Origin of the sequence: Stakelama portus (assembly GCF_003171655.1) — a bacterium.
GTDB lineage: Bacteria > Pseudomonadota > Alphaproteobacteria > Sphingomonadales > Sphingomonadaceae > Sphingomonas > Sphingomonas portus.
Genome location: NZ_QFZL01000004.1, coordinates 263421 through 286025 on the forward strand (window position 1 = coordinate 263421; position 22605 = coordinate 286025).

A 22605-nucleotide genomic window follows, 5' to 3' on the forward strand; every position below is an offset into this window, starting at 1 on the left:
GCCGGCCCGTCGGACCGATTGCCATCTTCTCGCGTTGTCCTCAGCGAAAATTGGGAGAGCGATCCAGATGAAACCGGGCATACACTACCGCGCAATTCTTGCCGCCGTCGCGCTGGCGGGCTCGCTGGCCGCGTGCAGCGCGCCGGATACTGCGCCCAGCAATGAGAGCAGTGCGATTACCCCTGCCGCCTTGCCGGGAGCGATCGATAACGACACCGCCACTCCGGTCGGCGGCCAGAGCACGCCCGCGCCGACCCACTCCGCTTCCTCCTCGACCGACGGTCCGCTTGCATGCTCCGCCGATATCGGCGCTACCAAGGCGCAGCAGCTGGTCGATCAGTGCATCAACGTCTCGCCCGCCACTCATCCGCCGTGCAATGCTGCCAATAGCTGCGCGATGATCGAAGCGGAGATCGCGCGCGGCTGTGCGTTGCTCGACGAAGATGCGGAAAAGGCGGGTTGCACGCCGATCCGCAGTGCAGAGGCGGCGCAGGATGCGATCCGTCGCTATTATTCGGCGATCAATGCGCAGGATTATGCGACTGCCTATGCCACCTGGAGCAGCAATGGCGAGGCCAGCGGCAAAAGCTATGAAGCCTTTGCGAGCGGCTTTGCCCGGACGCGCCATACCGCAGTGATGTTCGGCAATCCGGGCGAAGTCGAAGGGGCTGCGGGTTCGGTCTATATCGAATTGCCGGTGACGATCGACGCGCAGCTCGACGATGGCACGCATCAGAAATTCACCGGCAGCTATACGCTGCGTCAGGTCAACGGTCCCAACGGACCCGGCCCGTCGCAAGGCTGGCACATCGCCTCGGCCAAATTAAAGGCCGCGTAACACGCACTTTGCGGCGCATTGCCTGCGTGCGATAGCGCGGGCATGCGCCGCATCTGGATTGCCGGGCTGATCGCCCTCACGCTCGGCTATTCCGCGATCTGGCTATATGCGCCGCTGTCGCCGGCATTGCTGGCGCGGCTGTGGTTCCTGCCCGGCATCGGCCTGCTCGGCGCGCTGGTGGCGAATACATCGGGCACCGGCGGCGGGGTGGTGTTCGTGCCGGTGTTCAACATATTGCGCGACAGCGGCGTCATGGCGCTCGATCGCACACAGGTCGTGGCTGCCTCGTTTCTGATCCAGAGCTTCGGAATGACGATGGGCGCGCTGCGCTGGAGCACCGGGCTCCACGCCCAGCCCGTTGCCGCACGCGCCGTCACGCTGCGCGATTTCTGGCGCGTCATCGCGCTGGTGCTCGCGCTTTCGTTGCCGGTGATGCTGGCGACGCAGCGGCTCGCCCGCTTCGATCCGCATGACGTGCTGCTGGCGTACAAGGGCTTTTCGATCCTGCTCGGCATTGCCGTCATCACGACCACCTGGACCGTCAATCGTACCCGGCCACCGCGCACCGACATTGCCTCCATCGACTTGCTTATCGTCGCGATCCTGGCGGTGCCGGGCGGGTTCGTCACTGCGCTATTCTCGGTCGGGGTGGGGGAGCTGGTCGCGCTCTACCTGTTCATCCGGCACTATCCGGTCGTGTTGTGCACCGGCACGGCGGTGGTGATTTCGGCAGTATCGGTGCTTGCGGGCGCGCCGTTCCACATCCTCTCGGGCACTGTCGTATGGGAAGTCGTCGTGCTTGCCGTCCCCGGGGCTTTGCTCGGCGGCTGGCTGGCACGGCCACTCGCGCTGCGGCTCGGCGCCAACCGGCTCAAGACGCTCGACGGCGGCTGGATCCTGCTGTCGAGCCTCTACCTTATTGCGCTCAACGTGTGAGCGTCACAGCGCCCTGGCGGCGGCCTGCGCGCTCGCCCACGCCCATTGGAAATTATAACCGCCCAGCCAGCCGGTGACGTCGACTGCTTCGCCGATCGCATAGAGGCCGGGCAGTTTCTTCGCTTCCATCGTTTGCGAGGAAAGTTCGGCGGTACTGATTCCGCCCACCGTGACTTCGGCCTTGGCAAAGGCTTCGGTCCCGGTCGGGCGGAAGCGCCAGTCGCCCAAGCGCCGTTCGGCCTGCGCCAATGCCGCGTCCTTCTGGTTCGCCAGTTCGCCGGACAGGGCGAGCTTTTCGGCAAGGGCCTCGGCCAGCCGGTCGGGCAATTGCCGTGCGAGCAGGCTGCGCATCGTCCCGCGTGGATGGTCGCGCTTGGCTTTGGTCAGCCAGCCGCTTTCGGCCTGCGGCAGGAAATCGATCGCGACCTGCTCGCCATGGCGCCAATAGCTTGAAATCTGGAGGATGGCGGGGCCGGACATGCCGCGATGGGTGAACAGCGCCGCTTCGTCGAACGCCGCCTTGCCCGCTTTGGCGCGCACCGGCGCGGAAACGCCGGCCAGATCGCGGAACAAGGCGTCGTCGGGGCCGAGCGTCAGCGGTACCAGTGCCGGGCGCGGCTCCACCACTTTCAATCCGAAATGGCGCGCCAGGTCATAGGCAAAGCCGGTCGCGCCAAGTTTGGGGATCGAAGGTCCGCCGGTTGCGATCACCAGCGCCGGGGCCTCTGCCACGCCCGCGCCGGTCGTTACGCGAAACCGGCCATCGGCATGCGCAACGTCGCGGATCGGCTGGCCGAAACCGGGCACGACCCCGCCCGATTCGCATTCGGAAATCAGCATCGCCACAATCTGTTGCGCGCTGCCGTCGCAGAAAAGCTGCCCCAGCGTCTTTTCGTGCCAGGCAATGCCGTAGCCCGCGATCAGATCGAGGAAATCCTTCGGCGTGTAGCGACTGAGCGCCGATTTGGCGAAATGCGGATTTGCCGACAGAAATCGATCGGGCGCGGTCTGGATATTGGTGAAATTGCAGCGGCCCCCGCCCGAAATCAGGATCTTGCGCCCCGGTTCGCCATTATGGTCGAGCAACAGCACGCGTCGCCCGCGCTGGCCCGCCACTGCGGCGCACATCATCCCGGCTGCGCCTGCCCCGATCACGATCGCGTCAAATGGCTGGGGTTCAGTCACGCATATGCTCCAGATCGAGGGTTCGTTGCACGCCGATCGCCTTCAGAAATGCGGCATCGTGGCTGACGACCAACAGCGCGCCGTCATAGCCAGCCAGCGCAGCTTCGAGCAGCTCGATGGTTTCGATGTCGAGATGGTTGGTCGGTTCGTCGAGAATCAGCAATTGCGGCACCTGAGCCCCCGAGACGGCGATGGCAAGTCCCGCGCGCAACCGCTCGCCGCCGCTCAGGCTGCCGACCAGCCGCTCTCCGGCACGATTGCGGAACGCGAAGCGCGCGAGCGCGGCGCGCGCATCCTGTTCCGAAATCCCGGGATGGAGGCGCGTCAGGTTTGCAAATAGGGTCGTTTCCGGATCGAGCAGCGCGACATGCTGATCGAGCATCGCCACCGGCACTTCGCCGACGTGCGCAATTCCCGAACCGGGCGCCAGATCGCCCGCCGCGATACGCAACAGGCTGGTCTTGCCCGATCCATTGGGTCCGGTAAGTGCGACGCGTTCCGGACCGGTGATCGAAAAGGACAATGGCCCGAAAATGGTGCGCGCGCCGCGCGCCAGCGTCACCGAAGCCAGCTCGAGCACGGTGCGATTGGCGGGCAGGCGGCACGGCGGCAGATCGATCCGGATTGGCGTCACGATCTCCACTTTCGCCTGAGCTTCCGTTCGCGCCGATGCCGCATCCTCGCGCATCCGTTCGGCCAGCCCGGCATCGCGACCGCTTGTGCGTTCGGAGCGATCCTTGCGCGCGTCGAGCAGGATCTTGGGCGCGTCGCCGCGCGCGCGCTTGGCACGACCCATCTTGTCGCGCCTTGCCTTGCGTTCGGCCTGTTGCTGCACGGCGCGGGCGGTTGCCCGCTCGGCGCGATCCGCATGATCGAGCGCGTCGATCGCCGCCTCGCGCGCGGCCTTGCGCGCCGCCACGAATTCGGACCATCCGCCGCCATGGATGCTGCAGCCGACCGGCGTCAGTTCCACGATCCGGTCCATGGTTTCGAGCAGTTCGCGGTCATGGCTGGCGACCAGTACCCCGCCCGGCCAGTCGGCGATCAGCCGCATGATCGTCGCGCGTCCTTCGGCATCCAGATTGTTGGTCGGTTCGTCGAGCAGCAACAGATCGGGTTGCTCGATCAGCAGCCGGGCGATGCCCAGCCGGGTGCGCTCGCCGCCACTGAAGCTGCCGATCGGGCGGGACAGGTCTGCTTGCGCGAACCCGCTTTGGGCCAGCGCGTCGACCAGCCGTTCCTCCAATGTCCAGTCGGCTTCGGCGGCGTCCTCGACACTGCCCGTGCCTGCCGCGAGCCGTCGTAACCGCGCCAGCCCCTCGGCAACTCCCAGCGCAGCTTCGGCTCTCAGATCGGGATCGTCCCAGCTTTGGCGCAACATACCGACGCTGCCGCTGACCGACAGCGTTCCTGACGCCGGCGTGCCGCGCTGCGCGATCAGGCGGAGCAGGCTCGACTTGCCCGAACCGTTGCGGCCGACAAGCCCCGTCCGTTCGCGCCCTGTCGTCAGGGTCAGATCGGAAAAGAGCGTGCGCCCGTCAGGCGTGGCGAGCGAAAGCGAAGCGAGAGTTGCGAAAGCGGACATGGAGCACCTGAACAAGGGGAAGGGACCGGGCGAGGGTGTTCCGATTGTTCAATGCTGCCTCCATGGGTTTGCGGGAGGGACTTCTTACGGCAGTCGCATCGGGGCGGCAACCGGATGCCATGGCAGCGAAGCGGCACTCTTGCGGGACGCGGGGGAGGCGATAGAGTCCGGTCAGGGAATTTGGGGGGAGAGCGATGGCGAACAATGCCACGGATTTGCCGCGCGAAGGGGAAGAACCCGGCGCGCACGACATCAAGCTGGTGATCGGAGCCTCGTCGCTCGGTACGATCTTCGAATGGTATGATTTCTTCATCTGGGGCACGCTGACCGCTTCGGGCATTCTTCAGACGAGCTTTTTCCCCGGCGGCAACAATGTGCTCGCGACGCTGCTTGCCTGGGCGACGTTCGCAGTGGGCTTTGCCTTTCGTCCGCTGGGCGCGATCCTGTTCGGCTATCTGGGCGATCGGCTCGGGCGCAAATATACCTTCCTTGTCACCATCACGGTGATGGGCGTGGCGACGGCGGGCATCGGCTTTATCCCCGGCTATGCGGTCATCGGTGCGGCGGCGCCGATCCTGATCATCGCGCTGCGCATCGCACAGGGACTGGCGCTTGGCGGCGAATATGGCGGTGCGGCAATCTATGTTGCCGAACATTCGCCCCCTGGAAAGGCGGGTTTCTATACCAGCTTCATTCAGGCGAGCGTCGCGGGCGGTTTCATCCTCAGCCTGGCGGTGGTGCTGTCGGCACGGGCGATCTTCGCGCCGGTATGGACCGACTGGGGCTGGCGCGTGCCGTTCCTCTTCTCGATCCTGCTGCTCGCGGTATCGCTCTATATGCGGCTCAAACTGTCCGAGAGCCCGGTTTTCAAGAAGATGCGCGAGGAAGGCGAAACCTCGCCCAATCCGTTTGTCGAAAGCTTTACCTGGCCGGGCAACCCAAAGCGGCTGTTCGTCGCGCTGTTCGGCATTGCGGCCGGGCTGACCGTGATCTGGTACACCGCGATGTTCTCGGTCCTTTCCTTTCTTCAGGGGCCAATGCGCGTCGAACCGACCACGGCGCAGCTGATCACCGGTGGCGGGGCGCTGGCCGGACTATTCTGGTTCATCCTGTTCGGGCGGCTTTCGGATCGGATCGGGCGCAAAAAACCGATCGTCGTCGGATATGTCCTCACCTTGCTGCTGCTCTTCCCGATTTTCTGGGTGATCGGCAACGCCGCCAATCCGGGGCTTGAGGAAGCCGCGCGCCGCGCGCCGGTGGTCGTTTCCGGGCCCGAATGCCGCTACGATCCCTTTGCCGCGAAACAGAAGGACGCGTGCGGGCAGTTGCTCGACTATTTCTCGAAAAAGGGAGTGAGCTACGACACCGCTCAGGCTTCGGATATCGACGTCACAATCGGCGGGCGTCGCGTCGCCGATACCAACCCCGCCTCGCTCGACGCGGCGCTGGCAGATGCGGGATACGACCTCAGCCAGACGATCCCGCCTGCGGGCAACATCGTGGTCATCCTGCTCGCGATCATCGTGCTGAGCGCGCTTGCCGGCATCACCTATGGCCCGGTTGCGGCGCTGCTGTCGGAAATGTTCCCGCCGCGCATCCGCTATAGTTCGATGTCGATCCCCTATCATTTCGGAACCGGCTATTTCGGCGGGTTTTTGCCGTTTATCAGCCAGTATATCGTTGCGCGCACCGGCGATGTGCATGCCGGGTTGTGGTATACGATGGGCGTGGTGGCGATGGCGCTGCTGGTGACTTTGTGGGGGCTTAAGGAAACCGTGCCCGCCGCAAAACCCGCGCTGCCCGCCGAGCCCTGACCGGCGACGGGTTCGGTCGCTGCGGCGGGCGGGGGCCGAAAACCGCGCAGGGTTGGAATTCGGTTTGGATTTTCTTCACTCGATTTCGCTAATGCGAACGAACCATGCCGACTCCTGTGTTCCTGACGATCGATACCGAGCTGATGTGGCGGCACCATGCCGACGGGCACGATATCGATACGATCGTCGAGCGTTCGCTCGAACCGGCGGGCGTGGGCATCGGTTATCAGCTGGAAATGATGGCGCGCCACGGGCTGAAGGGCGTGTTCTTCGTCGACCCCATGCCCGCGCTCATCTATGGTCTCGAACCGATCAAGCGCGTCGTCGGTGCGATCCTGGAAGCCGGTCAGGACGTGCAGCTGCACCTCCACCCCAACTGGACCGGCGCGAACCGCGACGACCGCAGCATTGCTGCGCAATCCTTCGAACTCACCGATTACAGCCTTGCCGAACAATGCGAGCTGATCGCCGGTGCCGCCGATCTGCTGACTGCGGCGGGGGCGCCCGATCCGGTGGCGTTCCGCGCGGGCAGCTATGCCGCCAGCGACGATACCATCGCTGCGCTCGCCGAGCTTCAGTTCACTTATGACAGCAGCCATAATGGCAGCGAGCATCCCTGGCCCAGTGCCTTGTCGCTCGATGCGCGGCAGATCGCGCCGGTCGAACATCGCGGCGTGATCGAAGTGCCGGTGACGCTGATCGAGGACCGGCCCGATCATCTGCGCCATTTCCAGATCTGCGCGCTTTCCTCCACCGAAATGCGCGCCGCGCTCGATCACGCGATTCGCGAGCATCATGGCGCGGTGACAATCGTCGGCCATGGTTTCGAGCTTGCCAACCGGTGCGGCACGCGTCCAAACGCAGTGCATGTGCGGCGATTTGAACAGCTTTGCCGGATGCTCGCCGAACGGCGCGGCGCATTGCCGACGGCGCATTTCGCCGATCGCCCGTCGCTCGAACTGGGCAAGGACGATCAGCCGCTCGGTCCCAGCGTCGTGCGGACGGGGCTGCGTCAGGCCGAACAGCTCTGGTCGAATCTGGTCGCGGAGCGTGCCGCGTGAACGCAGTGTCCGAAATTACGCGGCCGCCTGAATCGCGCCCCGCCGAAGCGGCGCGCCCGACCTCGCTCAAGTTCGAGATCGGCGCGCGCACGCTGATGCAGGTCAGCCGCTCGCTGGTGCGGGTGCCGCTCGATCTTGAGGCGGCGCGCAGCGGGAAACTCCCCGTGCTTCCGGCGCTCGACCGCGAGGCGCATGGCTATTCGGTCACGTCGCTGCCGGAGGATCAGGCTGAGGCGCTGGTCCATGCCTCGGGCGGGATGCTGCCCTTTGTGCGCCAGCGTTATACGCGCTGGTACACCGATCTGTCCGGCAGTTTCGACAGCTGGCTTGGCGGACTTTCGGGCAACACGCGCCAGGGGCTCAAGCGCAAGACGCGCAAGATCGTTCAGGAATCGGGCGGCGAGCTGGATATCCGCCGCTTTCGTACCGCCGAAGAGCTGGAATGTTTCCACGATGCCGGTCGCCGCATCGCGCTGCGCACCTATCAGGAAAAGCTGCTGGGTTCGGCGCTTCCCGATACGCCGGAATTCCTGCGCGAGATGGTGTCGATGGCCGCTGCCGATTCGGTGCGTGCATGGCTGCTCTACATTGCCGGCGAACCGGCGGCCTATCTCTATTGCCCGGTCGTCGATGGCGTCGTTCTCTATGCCTATGTCGGGCATGATCCGGCGTTCAACGATCTTTCGCCCGGCGCGGTGCTCCAGCTGGAGGCGTTTCGCGACCTGTTCGGCGAGGGGCGCTACCGATATTTCGATTTCACCGAAGGCGATGGCCAGCACAAACGGACTTTCGCCACGGGCGGCGTGGCGTGTGTCGACCTGTTGCTGCTGCGCCCCAGTCTTGCCAATCGCGCGACCATGGCGGCGCTCGGCGGCTTCAACCGCGCGGTTGCGGGGGTGAAGGGCGTAGTGATGAAATCTCCGCTAAAGGGTGCCGCGAACAAGCTGCGCCGCGGCTGACGTGCCTCTCCCCCTTGGGGAGCGGATCGCCTAAGTCCTGATCCATGCAGCTGCGCGCCGAAGCCATCATCCTGTCGATCCGCGCTCATGGCGAACATGGCGCGATCGTTCGCGCGATGACGGAACGGCACGGGCTTCAGCCGGGCTATGTCCGGGGCGGCCGTTCGCGACGGCTCCGCCCGATATTGCAACCCGCGAATGTCGTGCAGGGCGAATGGCGCGCGCGGACCGAGGATCAGCTTGCTTCGCTGACCGTCGAACCGTTGCACAGCCGCGCGCCGCTCTTCACCGAACCGCTTCCTGCCGCCGCGCTTTCCTGGGTCACTGGCCTCACCTCGGCGGCATTGCCGGAGGGGCAGCCTTATCCCCGGCTGTTCGACGCGCTGGACGGCGTGCTCGGCGCGATCGAGGCGGCGCCGGCGGCGCGCGGATGGGGCACCGCGCTTGTCCGATATGAATTGCTGCTGCTCGCCGAACTGGGCTTCGGGCTCGATTTCGAACAATGCGCGGTCACCGGATCGCGCGAGGAACTCGTCTTTGTCAGCCCGAAAAGCGGGCGCACGGTCAGTCGTGTCGCTGCCATCGGCTATGAAAGCCGGTTGCTCGCACTGCCCGATTTCGTGCTGGACGGCGGCGCGGCCGATTGGGAGGATATCCTTTCCGGTCTGCAGCTTACCGGCCATTTCCTGGAGCGCGACATATTGGTTGGGCGCGGCGCCGAAATGCTCGCCGCGCGGGAACGACTGGTCGAACGCATCAAGAGAGCGGTTGCGTGAGCGCGCGGCCATCGCCAAAGCATGCCGCCGCAAGGTGGAACAAGGGAAAGCGATGGCTCTGATTGCGATTTTGCCGGGCGACGGTATCGGCCCGGAAGTAACGGCTCAGGCACGGCGCGTGCTCGAAGCACTCGATCTGGGGCTGTCGTTCGAAGAGGCGCCGGTCGGCGGCGCGGCCTATCACGCGATGGGCCATCCGCTTCCCGAAACCACGCTGGACCTGGCAAAGCGGGCGGATGCGATCCTGTTCGGTGCGGTCGGCGACCCGACCTGCGATGCGCTCGAACGGCAGTTCCGGCCCGAACAGGCGATTCTGGGGCTGCGCAAGGCGCTGGGTTTCTGGGCGAATCTGCGCCCCGCCACGATGATGCCGGGGATGGAGGACGCTTCGACCCTGCGGCCGGAGATCGCCGCGAAGATCGACATGGTGATCGTCCGCGAACTCGTCGGCGACGTCTATTTCGGTGAAAAGGGACGCCGCCAGACCGAGGACGGCCGCCGCCAGGGCTATGACGTCATGTCCTATGCCGAGGATGAGGTGCGCCGCATCGCCGTGGTCGGTTTTGAAATGGCGCGCCGCCGCCGCAAGTCGCTGATCTCGGTCGACAAGGCCAATGTCCTCGAAACCTCGCAGCTGTGGCGCGACGTGGTGAACGAAGTCGCCGCCGATTATGACGATGTCGCGCTTCAGCACATGTATGTCGACAATGCCGCGATGCAGATGGTTCGCAATCCGGGGCAGTTCGACGTCGTCATCACCGGCAATCTGTTCGGCGATATCCTGTCGGATCAGGCGAGCATGTGCGTCGGATCGATCGGCATGCTGCCATCGGCGTCGCTGCGCGACTGGTCGGGCGACAATGGCCTTTACGAGCCGATCCATGGCAGCGCGCCCGACATCGCCGGGCAGGGCAAGGCCAATCCGTGCGCCGCGATCCTGTCGGCAGCGATGCTGCTGCGCCATTCGCTCGACAATGAGGCGGCGGCGCAGCGGATCGAGGCTGCCGTGGCAAAGGCGCTGTCGGGCGGCATCCGCACGCCGGACATGGGCGGTTCGCACACCACGTCGCAAATGGGCGACGCGGTTCTCGCGGCGCTCTGAGGCGGACGATGCAGGCACCCGCGCTCGAAGTTGCGGTGGTGATTCCCACCTTCAACGAGCGCGCCAATGTCCCGATCCTGATCGAACGGCTCGATGCCGCGCTCAAGGGGCGGCAGTGGGAAGCGATCTTCGTCGACGACAACAGCCCGGACGGCACCGCCGATGTCGCGCGGGAGATTGCGCGGAGCGATTCGCGCGTTCGGGTGATTCAGCGGATCGGGCGACGGGGGCTTTCCTCGGCGTGTATCGAGGGGATGTGCGCGACGGCTGCCCCCTGTGTCGCGGTGATCGACGGCGATCTTCAGCATGACGAAACCTTGCTGCCTGCGATGCTGAGCGCGCTGCAGGTGCAGCCCGAACTGGACGTCGTCATCGGATCGCGGTTCGTGGAGGGCGGCGGGACCGGCGACTGGGACCGCGACCGGCTCGCCAAATCGGCCTTTGCCACGCGGCTGTCGCGCGGACTGCTCAACCATGATCTGACCGACCCGATGAGCGGGTTTTTCATGATCCGCTCGGCAATCGTCCGCGAGCTTGTTCCCGGCCTGTCGGGCATCGGTTTCAAGATCCTGCTCGACATCATGACCGCCAGCGCCAGGCCGCTGCGGTTCGTCGAGCTTCCCTATACCTTCCGTGTCCGCGAAGTGGGGGAGAGCAAGCTCGATTATGTCGTCGCGCTCGAATATCTGATCGCGCTGTACGACCGGATGTTCGGCCGGTTCGTGCCGGTGCGGTTCGCGATGTTTTCGGCGGTCGGCGGCGCGGGGGCATTCGTCCATATGGCGGTGTTGTGGCCGCTGTTCCGCGCGATGGGCACCAGTTTCCTGCTCGCGACGATCATTGCGACGCTGGTCGCGCTCACTTTCAACTTCTTCCTCAACAATGCGCTCACCTATCGCGACCGGCGGCTGCGTGGGGCAGGGGAGCTATTGCGCGGCTGGGTCAGCTTCGCGGCGGTATGCGGCGTCGGGGCAGTCGCGAATGTCAGTGTCGCGGCGTTTCTCTATGATGTCGAACACGGCTTTTGGGCAGTGTCGGCGCTGGCGGGAATCGCGGTCGGCGCGGTGTGGAATTTCGCGCTGTCGTCGCGCTTCACCTGGGGCCGTTACCGCTAGCGCGGCCGCGTCATTTCCAGTCGGGGAACCACATCCAGAACTCGAATGCGTCGCGATCCTGGAGCGCGCCGCCGGAAATGATCGGGAAGAAATAGATGAAGAGGATCAGTGCGACTGCGCCGAACCATTCTTCATATCCGCGTTTCTTCCCCCGATCGAAATGCGCGAAGGCGATGGCGAGCGCGACGCACAGGAAGATGCTGGACAGATAGTAATAATAGAAAAAACCCAGCGATTTCGGGATGATGATGTAAATGCCGAGCGACCATGCCCACAGCAGCGCGGCGGCGCCCGCCGCCAGGTTCTTTTCGCGCAGCCACGCCCAGAAACAGGCGAGCACCGCCACCAGCCCGCCCCACAGGATCAGCGGATTGCCGATCAGCAGCACCCCGCGCTGGGCATCGCTGTTGAAGTCGTAATAATACCAGATCGGTCGCTGCATCAGCGGCCAGCTCCACCAGTCCGACTGATAGGTGTGATGCGCCAGAACCTGAGTCTGAGCCTCATACATCTTCAGCTGAAACGGAATCAGCTCCGACGGCGGAATCGCCGCATAGGTGAGGAAGAAACAGGGGGTGAAGGTGAGCAGATAGACCGCAATGCTGACCACGCCCATCGCCAGCAGCGCCGGGATCGTCGCCATGCCGGTCCAGTGTTTCTGCCCCTTGCCCGCAAACATCCGGCGCACGACCGTTGCCGTGTCGCCGCCTTCGGCAAGGGCATCGCGCAGGCGGACGATCAGGAACACCAGTCCCGCCATCGCGACATAGGGGATCGCCGCCCATTTGCATCCGACCGCCAGCCCCCACAGCACCGCCGCGAGCAGCCAGCGGCGCCACACCTTGCCCTGCGGCGCGCGCATCGCCCACAGCATTACGACGATCGCCCAGAGCAGGAACGCGCCCAGAAACACGTCGAGCATCGCGATCCGCGCCTGAACATACAGCATCTGGTTGAGGAGCAGGAACACCGCGCCCGCCACGGCAAAGCGCATCCGCCCGATCATCAGGAAAATCAGGCTGAACGTCGCCATCACCGTCGCCGATCCGGCGATCGTCGCCATGATGCGCCAACCCCAGGGATTGTCGCCCAGAATCGCCATGCCGAATGCGATCAGCTCCTTGGCGACCAGCGGATGTTCGGAATTGCGCAGCTGATCGAGCAGCAACAGGCTGCGCGCGGCCGGGACATAATGGAACTCGTCGAAATTGACGACGGTCGGTCGGCCAAGATGGATCATGAAGAGGATCTGGGCGACCAGCCCCAGCATCAGCGCGACGGTGACGGGGCGATCCTGGAGTTGCTTGAAGCGTTCGAGCATGGCAATCCGGGCGATAGCTTAACTATCCCGCCGCGTCAGCCATCTATCGTCCGGATGCGGCGGCGCCTTGACGCGGCCCCTTCTGCCGCCGCAAAGCGACTCGCATGAAGCGCCATACCGGACAGGACCGTAGCGTCACGCAGAACTGGAAACCCGCCACCCAGGCCGTGCGCGGGGGCACCGCGCGTTCCCAATGGGGGGAAACCAGCGAAGCGATCTTCCTAACCTCGGGCTATGCCTATGATTGCGCGGGCGATGCCGCCGATCGCTTTGCCGGCGAACAGGTGGGCATGACCTATTCGCGGTTGCAGAACCCTACGGTCGAAATGCTCGAGGAACGGATCGCGCTGCTCGAAGGGGCAGAGGCGTGCCGGACGATGGCGACCGGCATGGCCGCGATGACGGCGGCGTTGCTGTGCCAGCTCAGCCAGGGCGATCATCTGGTTCAGGGGCGGGCGGCGTTCGGTTCGTGCCGCTGGCTGACCGACAGTCTGTTGCCGCGATTCGGAATCGAAACGACGATTGTCGACGCACGCGATCCGCAGCAGTTCATCGATGCGGTGCGCCCGAATACCAGGCTGTTCTTCTTCGAAACGCCCGCCAATCCGACGATGGATGTGGTGGACCTTAAGGCGGTGTGCGGAATCGCGCGCGAACGCGGCATCCGCACCGTCGTCGACAATGCCTTTGCCACGCCCGCGCTGCAGCGGCCGATGGAATATGGCGCGGACATTGTTGCCTATTCCGCAACCAAGATGATGGACGGGCAGGGGCGCGTGCTGGCCGGCGCAGTGTGCGGCACCAGCGAATTCATCAACGAAGAGCTGCTGCCCTTCACCCGCAACACCGGCCCCACGCTTTCGGCATTCAACGCCTGGGTGGTGCTGAAAGGGATCGAAACGCTCGATCTGCGCATCCGTCGCCAGAGCGAAAATGCACTGAAGGTCGGCCGTTTTCTGGAAGCGCGCGTGCCGCGGATCAATTTCCCCGGCCTGCCGAGTCATCCGCAGCACAATCTGGCGATGTCGCAGATGGATGCATGCGGCCCGATCTTCAGTTTCGAAGTCGATGGTGGACGCAAACAGGCGCATGCACTGCTCGATTCACTCGGCCTTATCGATATTTCGAATAATATCGGCGACAGCCGGTCGCTGATGACGCATCCGGCATCGACGACGCATTCGGGCGTTGCCGAGGAAAAACGGCTCGAAATGGGCGTGACCGAAGGGATGCTGCGCCTCAATGTCGGGCTCGAGGATCCCGACGATCTGATCGCCGATCTCGATCAGGCGCTCCGCACGGCGGGATTATAAGGATGGTTTTGGCGTAATGGACGCATTGTTCGGCGAAGTCGCGACGACACATGGCGTAACCGTGCGCGTGTCGGTCAGCTATCTGCCCGAACAGTCGGAGCCCGATCGCGGTCGCTGGTATTGGGCCTATCACATCCGGATCGAAAACGGCACCGACATGGCGGTGCAGCTGCTGACGCGTCACTGGATCATCACCGACGGGCGCGGCGGTCGCCATACCGTGGAAGGCGAAGGCGTGGTCGGCGAACAACCGCTGATCGCGCCGGGCGGCAGCTATGACTATGTGTCGGCATGCCCGCTATCGACGCCGACCGGCAATATGCGCGGCCATTATCATATGCTTGGCGAGAATGGTTCGACATTCGATGTCGCCATTCCCAAATTCGCCCTGATCGCACCGGCAGTGGCCGGGTGAGGGTTTCAGGGGGCCGTCCGGAATGAAGCGTACCCATCTTCCATTGAACGGATTGCGCGTGCTCGATGCCGCCGCGCGGCATTTGTCGTTCACGCGCGCGGCCGACGAACTGGCGGTCACGCCGGCGGCAGTGGGGCAACAGGTCCGCGCGCTCGAAGATACGCTGGGCGTCGTGCTGTTCCGCCGCACCACGCGCGGGCTGGAACTGACGCCGGAGGGTGAGGCCGGGCTTGATGCGCTGCGTTCGGGATTCCTCCAGTTCGAGGAAGCCGTCCGCGCGATGCAGGCAGGGCAATCGTCCAAATCGCTCGCCATCGCCGCGCCGCGCGATCTGACCGCCAAATGGCTGATGCCGCGCCTTTCGGAAATTGCGAAGGCCGACGCCGATCTGCGCTTCCGCATCGTACCCGCCGATGACAGCATCGATTTCACCGAAGCCAATCTCGATCTCGCGCTGCGCTGGGGCGAAGGTCCGGGCGAACATGAAGGCGAGGCGCTTGAATCGGACGGCATGGTCACGGTCGAACATCCCGCTGGCGGCGCCGATACCAAGATCGGCTGGCCCGGCTGCCTGGCCGAAGACACCGATGCGCTGATGCGCGTTGCCGATGCGGGGCTGGCGCTCGATGCCGCGGCGGCGGGGCTGGGGCGCGCGACCGTGCCCGAACTGCTCGCGCGCGGCGATATCGCCGCGGGCAAGGTGGTGGTGGTCGGCGACCCGAAACCGGCGCGCTATGGCTATTGGCTGGTCGCGCCGCTGCCGCAATGGCGCCAGAAAAAGGTGAAGGCACTGGTCGAAGCGCTGGGAGAATAGCCTATGCCGATTCCGCTGATCGCGTTGCTGCTGATGCAGGCCGGTACCGCGAAACCATGAGCAAAACGCCCCAACTCGAAACCGACCGGCTGCGATTGCGCGAACGGGTGCCGGAAGATGCGGTGTCGCTGTTCCCGACCATGTCAGACCCCGATGCGATGCATTGGTGGTCGCGCCCGCCCTATGCGAGCATCGAAGATGGCCTCGAGGATTTTTCCCGCTTTTCCGATTCATGGCGCAGCTGGGCGATCCTCGACAAGCGCGACGATGCAGTGATCGGCTTTGTCGCAGCCGGCGAAAAACGACAGGGCAAGGTGGTCGAGATCGGCTATCTGCTCGCCCATAGCCATTGGGGCGGCGGCTTTGCCCGCGAAGCGGTACGCGCCGTGATCGATCAGCTATTTGCCGAGGGCAACCGCCGCGTCTTTGCCGATACCGATCCGGAAAATGCCGGTTCGCGGCGATTGCTCGAATCGCTGGGCTTTCAATTGGAAGGCACGCTGCGCGGCGAATGGGAAACCCATATCGGCGTGCGCGATTCGGTGATTTACGGTCTGCTCGCCAGCGATTGGCCGGACGCCCCGCGCCCGGCCTGACCAGACTTCAGAATTCACTGTCGGGCGCAAGTTCGACAAAGCGGCTTACCAGCCCGGCAAAGCCCATTTCATCGATCGCGGCGTCGGTATCGTTCCAGCTCGCGCTGAATGCGTACCAGTCGCCATTTTTCGCCTGCAGCAGCAGCGTCATGTTCATGACCCCCGGCTCCGATCCGCCCTTATAGCCGATATAATCCCATTGCGCGGCGGCGCCCGCGAACACGCCCGGATTGATCGACAGGATTTCGCGCGCAGCGGCATTGTCGGCGCTATGGATGCGTAGCCAGTTCATCGTGCGCATCAGATCGGCGGGGCTGGCGAAATATTCGATCGTATCGATCCGCACCGGTTTGCCGTCGGCGAACAGATCGGGGGCAATCGTACTGATCGGCGCCTGTGCCACCGGGCCGGCAAGCAGCGCGCGGCGTGCATCGGAATCGCCCGCTACCCAGCGATCGCCCAGCGCGCCGTCATCGACGCCCTTCAGCTTGAACAGTTCGAGCGTCGCCAGCAGCGGCCGGTTGGCGTCGGCATGGCGCCAGCCGACCACCTCCATCATCGCCTCGACTCGCTCGCGGCCGAGATAGTGGAGCAGGATGTCGGTCGCGCTGTTGTCGCTCACCGAAATCATGCCGCGCGCCAGTTCGGCCACGCTTACCTGCGTTCCCGCCGGGCTTTGCGCCCATTTGCCGCCGGGCAATTCGCTGCCGTCGAGCGTGACGATATCGTCCCAGCTGCGCTCGCCCGCATTGGTCGCGCGAACCAGTTCGGCGAGGATCAGCAATTTGAAACTCGATCCGACGCCGAGCGCTGCATCGGCATTATTGGCGCGGATCACATCCGGCCCGTTCGCGCCGAGCCGCGCAAACAGATAACCGGTGCTGCCCGGCAGCGCGTCGATCGCATCGAGTGCCGCGTCGGCGCTTGCCATATGCGGCGTTACGCCGGTGATGCGCAGTCCGGTCACTGCATGGGGCGGGGCGGGATCGGCCTGTACGATGATCATGGCATCCGCCCGTTCAAAGCGCAGGATCGCAGTGACGGTGTTGTCCGATCGCGGCTCGATCATCTGCACTGCCACCGGTTTGCCATAGGTCGCGATCAGCGAGTTTCGAAGCTGGTCGAATTGCGGTTCGGGCACCGCCGCCTGGAAGTCGGGCGCGAAGAAATCGGCATAGGCGATGTCGCCGGCCAGCAAGGGGGCGACCTGCTCCGCGCGCTGATGGGCCGGGCTGTTGCTCTCGGGCGCGGCGGTGGGCGCGGTCTGCGCGATGGCGGGCAGCGGCGGCATCAGCGCGGCAAGGCACGCAAGAAGGAGCGTCGGCTTCATCGTCATTCCTTTCCGGATCAATGGTCGGGGCATGTCATTCCCCCTCGATCGCGCGGTCGAGCGCATCGATTTCGGTGTCCAGCGCGCGCGCGGCGCGGCGATTGAGCCAATCTATCGTGACGAACAGCACGACGTCGACGACGAGCATCGCCATGACCGGCAGCGCTGCGGCTGAGGCGGACATCTTTTCCGCCATGGCGTGCCAGACGGTCAGCAGGAACAGCAAGGTTCCGGGCACGAACGGCGCCAGATACCAGCGCCAGACATGGCGCAGCGAATCGCGCTGGCGGACCAGTTCGCGACGATAGAAGCTTGCCCCGGCCTCTCCGAGGGTTTCGGTCGTGGCCGACATGCGCCGCGTCCACAGATTGCGCAGCACGATCAGCGTGCCGATGATCAGTACGATGCAGCTGATGCGAATGCCCCAGTCGGGAATGATGACGGCGCACAGGCCAAAAACGCCGACCACGATCGCGCCGGCCGCATATTCGATGGCATCGCGGCGGAACAGGCGGCGACGCAGTCGCGCCACGCGTGCATGGATCTCGGCGAGTGAAAGCCCGGTGGCGTCTTTCGCATCCTCACGCCACATCCGGCGGATATCGTCCGTCATGCTGCATTCCCCTGCGCGAAATGGCGTGCCAGCAACGCCTTGATCCGATGTGTCTTGACCGCGACATTGCCGGGCGAAATGCCGGTCACGGCGCTGATTGCGCCGGCATCGAGCCCCTCGAGCCAGAGCAGGATCACGCTCCGGTCCATCGGTTTCAGCGTTGCGATCAGTCGTCGCAACCGGGCGAGCGTGCGGTTGGTATCGGCCGCCGCTTCGGGATCGTCGTCGGCGATCAGCGCCTCGGCCGCCTCAAGGTCGACCAGCGTTGCACCGCGCGCGCCCTTCGCCTGATGGCTGGCGGCGACATTATGCGCGACGCGATAGACCCAGGTGCGCAGCGCGCAGGCTTCTTCGAACCGCGCGAAGCTGCGCCACAGCGCGAGGTGAATTTCCTGTTCGAGGTCGCGGGCACGTTCGGGGTCCGCCTCGACAGATCGCGCCAGTCGGGCAAGCGCCGGGGCATAATCGGCGCATGCATCGGCATAGAGCGCATCGCTGCGTTGACGTGATCGTTCGGGCATCCCGCCTCCCTTCGATCCTTTAGTCCGGGGCGGCGGCGATTTCTTACACGCGCAATTTCCGCGCGGGAAATTTGCGGGCGGCGCGTTACGCGTCGATCGCGTCTTCCTCCAACCGCGCGGCATTTTCCTGAATGAAGGCAAAGCGATGCGCCGGGTTGTTGCCCATCAGCCGGTCGACCAGATCCTTGACCACCGCGCGCTGCTCATATTCCTCGGGCAGACGGACGCGCAACAGGCTGCGGGTCGCCGGGTCCATGGTCGTTTCCTTGAGCTGCGCGGGGTTCATTTCGCCCAGCCCCTTGAACCGGCTCACTTCGACCTTCCTGCCCTTGAATGCAGTCGCCTCCAGCTCGGCGCGATGCGCGTCGTCGCGGGCATAAAGGCTCTTGCCGCCCGCAGTCAGGCGATAGAGCGGCGGCTGGGCGAGATAGAGGTGCCCGCGCCGCACCAGATCGGGCATTTCCTGAAAGAAGAAGGTCATCAGCAACGTCGCGATATGCGCGCCGTCGACATCCGCGTCGGTCATGATGATCACGCGTTCGTAGCGCAGGTTATCGGCCTCGCAATCCTTGCGCGTGCCACATCCGAGCGCCTGGATCAGATCGGCGATTTCCTGATTGGCGAGGATCTTGGCGCTGGTCGCGCTGGCGACGTTCAAGATCTTGCCGCGGATCGGCAGGATCGCCTGCGTCTTGCGGTCGCGCGCCTGTTTGGCGCTGCCGCCGGCCGAATCGCCTTCGACGATGAACATCTCGGTGCCCTTGGCGTCATCGGTCGAACAATCGGTCAGCTTGCCGGGCAGGCGCAGCTTGCGGCTGCTCGTCGCGGTCTTGCGCTTGACCTCACGCTCCTGCTTGCGCCGCAGCCGTTCGTCCATCCGTTCGAGCACATAGCCGAGCAGCGCCTTCCCCCGATCCATATTGTCGGTCAGGAAATGATCGAAATGATCGCGCACTGCCTTTTCGACCAGGCCCGATGCTTCGGGTGAGGTCAGCCGGTCCTTGGTCTGGCTCTGAAACTGCGGATCGCGGATAAAGACGCTGAGCATCAGCTCGCTGCCGGTCATCACATCGTCGGCGGTCAGATCCTTGGCCTTTTTATTGCCGGTCAGATCGCCGAACGCGCGCAGCCCCTTTACCAGCGCGGCGCGCAGCCCCGCTTCATGCGTGCCGCCATCGGGGGTCGGGATGGTGTTGCAATACCAGCTATAGCTGCCGTCGCTCCACAATGGCCACGCAACCGCCCATTCGACGCGCCCCTGTCCATCGGGAAATTCCTGTTGCCCGGAGAAGAAATCGGCGGTCGCGCATTCGCGCGGGCCGACCTGTTCCTTCAGGTGATCGGCCAGCCCGCCGGGGAACTGAAACACCGCTTCGGGCGGAACATCACTGCCTTCGACCAGTTCGGGCGCGCATTTCCAGCGGATTTCGACGCCTGCGAAGAGATACGCCTTGGACCGGGCGAGCGTGTAGAGCCGCTTGGGCTTGAACGCCATTTCCGGGCCGAAAATCTCCGGGTCGGGCGTGAAGCTGGTGGTGGTGCCGCGCCGGTTGGGCGTGCCGCCGACATGTTCGATGGGGCCGAGTGTCTTTCCCTGGCTGAAACGCTGGCGATACAGCTGCCGGTCGCGCGCGACTTCGACGACCGTATCGATCGACAGCGCGTTGACCACGCTGACGCCGACGCCATGCAGGCCGCCCGATGTCGCATAGGCCTTGCCCGAAAATTTGCCGCCCGAATGAAGCGTCGACAGGATGACTTCGAGCGCCGATTTGTCGGGGAATTTGGGGTGCGGATCGATCGGAATGCCGCGGCCATTGTCGCTGACCGTCAGCCGGTTGCCCGGCTCAAGCGTCATTTCGATTCGCGTCGCATGGCCGGCAACCGCTTCGTCCATCGAATTGTCGAGCACTTCGGCGGCCAGATGGTGCAGCGCGCGCTCGTCCGTGCCGCCGATATACATGCCGGGGCGGCGGCGCACGGGCTCCAGCCCCTCGAGCACTTCGATCGAGGAAGCGTCATAGCTTTGGCCGGATTTGGAAGGATCGGACTCGAACAGGTCGTCGGACATGTTCCCGGTATGGGCCCGGCGATTCCGCAGTGCAAGGGCGGCGGCGCTCCCCGGCGCGCTGAACGAAATCGCGGGCCGCGCATTGATGGGGCATGATTGCCCTGCTTTTAGACCTCGCCAATATCCTCGGCGGCTTCCTGCTCGCCATCGCATTGCTCGAACAATCGCCGCGCGTCGGCGACGATCTCGCCGGTTTCGCGCGCAAACTGGCGCCGTTCGGGTGGATCGTCGGCATCGTCGCGCTGGTCACAGGCGGCTATTATCTGATCGTCCATCTGACCACCGGCCCGCATATCTTTCATTTCGAACTGGTGGCGATCGGCGTGGGGCTTGCGCTCCTGTGGAATCGCATCACCGGCAAGGCGCAGCCGAAAAGCGGGACGAGCGGCAGCGGATTGTTGCTCGCCATCTTCGGCATCATCGCGATTATCGTCGGATTCCAGGGCCTGTTCACGCCCAACTGAGTCCCACCAAAAGAAAACCGCCGCGCTGCGACAAGCAGGCGGCGGTCTTCCGTTTGTCGTGTGCGACGTCAGTGCGCGCGGATTACCGAACCCTCGGGCCGCCGAACGGCAGCGGCGGCGGCGGGCGGCGATCGCGGCGCGGCAGCTGCGCCTGATAGGCATGGCCGCAATGTTCGACGCAATAGGGGAAGCCCGGGTTCACCTTGTCGCCGCAGAAATGGAAATCGGGCTCGCCCGGATGCCCCATCGGCCATTTGCAAATGCGGTCGTTCAGGTCGAGCAGGCTGGTCTTGCCTTCGATTTCCTTGCTCGGCTTTGCAGGCACCAGCCGGCGCGGCGGCGCCGGAGTCGCGGGCGGGGCCTGATCGCCGGGATTCTGGCGCACGAAACCGCCCGGGCCGACCGAGCGCAGCGTCGGGCCGTCGCTCTTGGCCTGGGGCTGCGGCGCGGGAGCTGCGGAGGCAGGGGCGGGGGGCGCCGATTGCGTCTGTTTCGGCGGGCTCGGCGGCGGTGGCGGTGGCGCCGCAGCTGCCGGGGCGGGCTTGGGAGCCGCCGCCTTGGGCGCCGAATCGCCCTTTGATTCGTTCGGTTTGACGGGCGAGGGACGCGATTGCAGGCCCAGGCGATGCGCCTTGCCGATCACGGCATTGCGGCTAACCCCGCCCAGTTCCTCGGCGATCTGAGTCGCGGTCATCCCGCTGTCCCACATCTTTTTCAGCGTCTCGATCCGTTCGTCGGTCCAGCTCATGGTCTTCCTTCGAATTTCTTCCCTTGGCTTGCAGCCATGCGCCGCAGCGACTACCCGCTCGCATCATGGACAACCAGCCGTCGATCCAGCCTTCCGCACGACATTCCCTGCCTGAGCCGGGGGTGCCGGCCATTCGGAATGTGAACTGGACGGGATTTTGGACTCTCTATGTGAAGGAGGTCCGGCGTTTCTTCAAGGTCCAGCTGCAGACGATCTGGGCGCCGGCGGTCACGACCTTGCTGTTTCTCGTCATCTTCACGGTCGCTTTGGGCGGTAATGGCCGTCATGTCAGCCTGAATGGCCAGCCGCTGCACTTCGCCGATTTCGTCGCGCCGGGCCTGATCGTCATGGGCATGCTGCAAAACAGTTTTGCCAATGCCAGCTTCTCGCTGCTGGTCGGCAAGATTCAGGGGACGATCGTCGATTATCTGATGCCGCCGCTTTCGACGCTGGAATTGCTGGCGGCGCTGGCGGGCGGCGCCGTGACGCGGGCCTTTTGCGTCGGCGGTGCGGTGTGGGTGGCGATGATGCTGTGGCCGGGCGTCAATGTCATGCCCGCGCATCCGCTGGTCGTATTGTGGTTCGGCTTCCTCGGCGCGCTGTTCCTTGCCTTCATGGGTGTGCTGACGTCGATCTGGGCGGAAAAATTCGATCACGCCGCTGCGGTGACCAATTTCGTCGTCGCGCCGCTGACGCTGCTGTCGGGCACATTCTATTCGGTCGAACGGCTCGCCCCGGCATTTCAGACGGTCAGCCACCTCAATCCCTTTTTCTACATCATCTCGGGCTTCCGATACGGCTTTCTGGGCCTTGCCGATTCGCCGGTCCTGTGGGGTGGGCTGGTGATCCTCATGCTCGATATTGCGATGGGGCTGTTCTGCTACTGGCTGCTGCGCAAGGGGTGGAAGGTAAAGAACTGACGCCCCCGGGGGCGGCTTGATCCTTTCGTCCCGAATCGCCAGAATAAGGGCCTGACGGTCCGGGCCCCTCTGGCGAACGCTGCCGGCGCGTTCGTGATGTCGGACGTT

General features: G+C 64.6%; 22 protein-coding genes. 14 read left to right on the forward strand and 8 right to left on the reverse strand.

Annotated elements, in window-relative coordinates; translation table 11 throughout:
* Positions 1–67 precede the first annotated feature (67 nt).
* Both DKB74_RS12725 and DKB74_RS12730 read left to right on the forward strand, forming a co-directional pair.
* A complete protein-coding gene (locus DKB74_RS12725; RefSeq protein ID WP_109808533.1) occupies positions 68–838 on the forward strand; it encodes a hypothetical protein in 771 nt (256 codons plus the stop codon).
* A gap of 42 nt (positions 839–880) precedes the next feature.
* Complete coding sequence (locus DKB74_RS12730; RefSeq protein WP_109808534.1) at positions 881–1774, forward strand: sulfite exporter TauE/SafE family protein; 894 nt, start codon at positions 881–883, stop codon at positions 1772–1774.
* Between the two features lie 3 nt (positions 1775–1777).
* Here the strand turns inward: DKB74_RS12730 and DKB74_RS12735 are convergent, their stop codons facing one another.
* Both DKB74_RS12735 and DKB74_RS12740 read right to left on the reverse strand, forming a co-directional pair.
* Positions 1778–2959, reverse strand: a complete 1182-nt coding sequence (locus DKB74_RS12735; protein ID WP_109808535.1) for a BaiN/RdsA family NAD(P)/FAD-dependent oxidoreductase — start codon at positions 2957–2959, stop codon at positions 1778–1780.
* On the reverse strand, positions 2952–4544 hold the full coding sequence (locus DKB74_RS12740) for an ABC-F family ATP-binding cassette domain-containing protein (protein WP_109808536.1): 1593 nt from the start codon (positions 4542–4544) through the stop codon (positions 2952–2954). Before DKB74_RS12740 ends, DKB74_RS12735 begins: the two co-directional genes overlap by 8 nt.
* Positions 4545–4738: 194 nt before the next feature.
* Between DKB74_RS12740 and DKB74_RS12745 the strand changes: the two genes are divergently transcribed.
* From DKB74_RS12745 to DKB74_RS12770, 6 genes are all read left to right on the forward strand, one after another.
* Entirely contained in the window at positions 4739–6358 is a 1620-nt protein-coding gene (locus tag DKB74_RS12745) for an MFS transporter (RefSeq protein WP_109808537.1), read from the forward strand.
* Between the two features lie 104 nt (positions 6359–6462).
* A complete protein-coding gene (locus tag DKB74_RS12750; protein WP_164497948.1) occupies positions 6463–7419 on the forward strand; it encodes a polysaccharide deacetylase family protein in 957 nt (318 codons plus the stop codon).
* Positions 7416–8378 carry a GNAT family N-acetyltransferase gene (locus DKB74_RS12755; protein ID WP_239987504.1) on the forward strand — a complete coding sequence of 321 codons (963 nt, stop codon included), beginning with the start codon at positions 7416–7418 and terminating at the stop codon, positions 8376–8378. The genes DKB74_RS12750 and DKB74_RS12755 overlap by 4 nt, the downstream gene beginning before the upstream one ends.
* 44 nt (positions 8379–8422) lie before the next feature.
* Positions 8423–9154, forward strand: coding sequence for a DNA repair protein RecO (recO, locus tag DKB74_RS12760; protein ID WP_109808539.1), 732 nt, complete (start codon positions 8423–8425; stop codon positions 9152–9154).
* Between the two features lie 52 nt (positions 9155–9206).
* Positions 9207–10256: a 3-isopropylmalate dehydrogenase gene (leuB, locus tag DKB74_RS12765; protein WP_109808814.1), complete on the forward strand. Its 1050-nt coding sequence runs from the start codon at positions 9207–9209 to the stop codon at positions 10254–10256.
* A gap of 8 nt (positions 10257–10264) precedes the next feature.
* Positions 10265–11371 (forward strand): glycosyltransferase family 2 protein, encoded by a 1107-nt coding sequence (locus tag DKB74_RS12770; RefSeq protein ID WP_109808540.1) that lies wholly within the window; start codon positions 10265–10267, stop codon positions 11369–11371.
* 10 nt (positions 11372–11381) lie between these two features.
* Here DKB74_RS12770 and DKB74_RS12775 read toward each other — a convergent pair whose 3' ends face one another.
* The gene (locus tag DKB74_RS12775; RefSeq protein ID WP_109808541.1) at positions 11382–12692 is read right to left on the reverse strand and encodes a glycosyltransferase family 39 protein; all 1311 of its coding nucleotides are present in this window, start codon (positions 12690–12692) and stop codon (positions 11382–11384) included.
* 104 nt (positions 12693–12796) lie between these two features.
* Here DKB74_RS12775 and DKB74_RS12780 point away from each other — a divergent pair, with 104 nt between their 5' ends.
* From DKB74_RS12780 to DKB74_RS12795, 4 genes are read left to right on the forward strand one after another with little or no spacing between them, the layout of a single operon-like run.
* The gene (locus tag DKB74_RS12780) at positions 12797–14005 is read left to right on the forward strand and encodes a trans-sulfuration enzyme family protein (protein WP_109808542.1); all 1209 of its coding nucleotides are present in this window, start codon (positions 12797–12799) and stop codon (positions 14003–14005) included.
* A 16-nt stretch (positions 14006–14021) separates the two neighbouring features.
* On the forward strand, positions 14022–14420 hold the full coding sequence (gene apaG, locus DKB74_RS12785; RefSeq protein WP_109808543.1) for a Co2+/Mg2+ efflux protein ApaG: 399 nt from the start codon (positions 14022–14024) through the stop codon (positions 14418–14420).
* A gap of 22 nt (positions 14421–14442) precedes the next feature.
* The gene (locus DKB74_RS12790; protein WP_109808544.1) at positions 14443–15234 is read left to right on the forward strand and encodes a LysR family transcriptional regulator; all 792 of its coding nucleotides are present in this window, start codon (positions 14443–14445) and stop codon (positions 15232–15234) included.
* 56 nt (positions 15235–15290) lie between these two features.
* Entirely contained in the window at positions 15291–15830 is a 540-nt protein-coding gene (locus DKB74_RS12795; RefSeq protein ID WP_109808545.1) for a GNAT family N-acetyltransferase, read from the forward strand.
* Between the two features lie 7 nt (positions 15831–15837).
* Here the strand turns inward: DKB74_RS12795 and DKB74_RS12800 are convergent, their stop codons facing one another.
* From DKB74_RS12800 to parE, 4 genes are all read right to left on the reverse strand, one after another.
* Positions 15838–17160 carry a serine hydrolase gene (locus tag DKB74_RS12800; RefSeq protein ID WP_161956867.1) on the reverse strand — a complete coding sequence of 441 codons (1323 nt, stop codon included), beginning with the start codon at positions 17158–17160 and terminating at the stop codon, positions 15838–15840.
* Between the two features lie 34 nt (positions 17161–17194).
* Positions 17195–17773: a hypothetical protein gene (locus DKB74_RS12805; RefSeq protein ID WP_109808547.1), complete on the reverse strand. Its 579-nt coding sequence runs from the start codon at positions 17771–17773 to the stop codon at positions 17195–17197.
* Positions 17770–18294, reverse strand: coding sequence for an RNA polymerase sigma factor (locus tag DKB74_RS12810; protein WP_109808548.1), 525 nt, complete (start codon positions 18292–18294; stop codon positions 17770–17772). The genes DKB74_RS12805 and DKB74_RS12810 overlap by 4 nt, the downstream gene beginning before the upstream one ends.
* 85 nt (positions 18295–18379) lie before the next feature.
* A complete protein-coding gene (gene parE / locus DKB74_RS12815) occupies positions 18380–20365 on the reverse strand; it encodes a DNA topoisomerase IV subunit B (protein WP_109808549.1) in 1986 nt (661 codons plus the stop codon).
* A gap of 92 nt (positions 20366–20457) precedes the next feature.
* Between parE and DKB74_RS12820 the strand changes: the two genes are divergently transcribed.
* Positions 20458–20829, forward strand: coding sequence for a hypothetical protein (locus DKB74_RS12820; RefSeq protein WP_109808550.1), 372 nt, complete (start codon positions 20458–20460; stop codon positions 20827–20829).
* 82 nt (positions 20830–20911) lie between these two features.
* Here the strand turns inward: DKB74_RS12820 and DKB74_RS12825 are convergent, their stop codons facing one another.
* Positions 20912–21577, reverse strand: a complete 666-nt coding sequence (locus DKB74_RS12825) for a GcrA family cell cycle regulator (protein WP_109808551.1) — start codon at positions 21575–21577, stop codon at positions 20912–20914.
* A gap of 65 nt (positions 21578–21642) precedes the next feature.
* Here DKB74_RS12825 and DKB74_RS12830 point away from each other — a divergent pair, with 65 nt between their 5' ends.
* A complete protein-coding gene (locus tag DKB74_RS12830; protein ID WP_109808552.1) occupies positions 21643–22497 on the forward strand; it encodes an ABC transporter permease in 855 nt (284 codons plus the stop codon).
* The last annotated feature ends 108 nt before the right edge of the window (positions 22498–22605 follow it).